The sequence below is a fragment of the Aeromonas aquatica genome (assembly GCF_000764655.1).
GTDB lineage: Bacteria > Pseudomonadota > Gammaproteobacteria > Enterobacterales > Aeromonadaceae > Aeromonas > Aeromonas aquatica.
Map to the genome: position 1 here is coordinate 1 of NZ_JRGL01000102.1, position 1,550 is coordinate 1,550.

The window sequence follows — 1,550 nt, forward strand, 5'->3', positions numbered from 1 at the left end:
ATTTAGTTGACCACTACACTCCGAGCTTATCGAGCTCTGGTGGCGCTACCATGGCCAGACCCTGAAAGCAGGGGAGGCGGTACGCAAGAAACTCCACAATATCGATGCTGCGTTGCGTCACCCGTTGGCAAGACAGGTAACCCGAGCGTTGTTCTCCGAGTATCGGGCACAGCGTCTGCAGGCTGGCCGCCAGCCCAAGACGGTCAACCGTGAGCAGGAGATGCTGGGCGGGGTGTTCTCGGTGTTGATCGATCTTGGCCACTATCATCACGAACACCCGCTGAAGGAGATGAAGAAGGTTAAACTGGTGGACCGACCCATGGGGTATCTCACCCAGGATGAGATCGGCGCTATATTGGCCAAACTCGTCGGCGATAACCGGAAGGTGATCAAGTTGTGCCTGGCGACGGGCGCGCGCTGGAGCGAGGCGGCGGGTCTGCGGCGAGAGGATATGCTCGCTGGCCGGGTGACCTACATCAACACTAAGAATGGCAAGAATAGGACGGTACCGATCTCGGCGGCGTTGTCCAAGGAGGTCACCCAGGGGATTAATCGGGGGCCGCTGTTCCGGTCGATGGATTACCTGCAGGTGCGTGAGGTGATCAAAGAGGTAGCCCCTGACTTGCCAGCCGGGCAGGCGGTACACGTCTTTCGTCATACCTTCGCATCCCACTTCATGATGGCGGGTGGCAACATCCTGGCGTTGCAGAAGATCCTCGGGCATCACAATATCCAGCAGACGATGACCTATGCCCACTTCGCACCGGATTACCTGAGCGATGCGGTGCGGTTCAACCCACTGGAAAATCCTTTGGATGCGGCTTGAAATGACAGCCGTTTGGGGGAGGGAAAAATGGCAATTTGTCCACAAATTGCCCCTACTGGTGTCTCGAGAGGGGGTGTTCAGTGCCCACCAGTCATAGCTAATTCATTGATTCTTACGTAAGTTATTGTTTTTATTGGGTATGGTATGGCGGCTTAGGCCTCCTTTTTTGTTTCTGGATTGGCACGCCAAGCAAGTCTTCCACCGCTTGTCGCTGCACACATCTTAAGCACTTATCACTCCCTGTTTGTCCCTCTCATGTTCTTGGCGTGCTGTCCGCAGGCTGGCACGAATGTGATTTCGCCCCTTCTGGTTTTTCTGACCGTCATCCATGTCTACCGCTACGTCCATCACTATGGTGGCGTGCGCGCCATGTCGCTGGATATGTTCTTCGACTACCCGGCGGTGCGCCTGAACGAGCCCAAGTCCGGGATGCCAAGGCGGTGATGAACTTTGACTTCGGCGATACCGATGGCAAGTACAAGGTGGAGTTGGAGAACGGGGCGCTGAACCACACGGCGAATGCCGAGGCCAGCAACGCCGACATCACCATAAGGCTGTCACGGGAGACCCTGAACAACCTGCTCCTGAAGCAGACCACTCTGGACAAGGCCATTGCTGCGGGGGATGTGAAGGTGACTGGCAACAGCGACAAGCTCAAGGAAGTGCTGGGTTATCTCGACAACTTCGAGTGTTGGTTCAATATCGTGACCCCTGACCCCTGACC

General features: G+C 56.1%; 3 protein-coding genes. All 3 read left to right on the top strand.

The genetic code is table 11. The features are described from left to right. The first annotated feature begins 28 nt into the window (after positions 1–28). The 3 genes from LG30_RS0112865 (at position 29) to LG30_RS22620 (ending at position 1,548) form a co-directional block, all read left to right on the top strand. Entirely contained in the window at positions 29–826 is a 798-nt protein-coding gene (locus LG30_RS0112865; RefSeq protein ID WP_420796350.1) for a phage integrase, read from the top strand. Positions 827–1,117: 291 nt separating this feature from the next. After that, entirely contained in the window at positions 1,118–1,270 is a 153-nt protein-coding gene (locus LG30_RS22615) for a hypothetical protein (RefSeq protein WP_202963158.1), read from the top strand. Beyond that, positions 1,270–1,548, top strand: coding sequence for an alkyl sulfatase C-terminal domain-containing protein (locus tag LG30_RS22620; protein WP_033131110.1), 279 nt, complete (start codon positions 1,270–1,272; stop codon positions 1,546–1,548). The genes LG30_RS22615 and LG30_RS22620 overlap by 1 nt, the downstream gene beginning before the upstream one ends. Positions 1,549–1,550 lie beyond the last annotated feature (2 nt).

Excerpts from the sequence above, each read along its gene's own strand:
- LG30_RS22620 (WP_033131110.1), top strand. The coding sequence starts at position 1,270 with ATGAACTTTGACTTCGGCGATACCGATGGCAAGTACAAGGTGGAGTTG.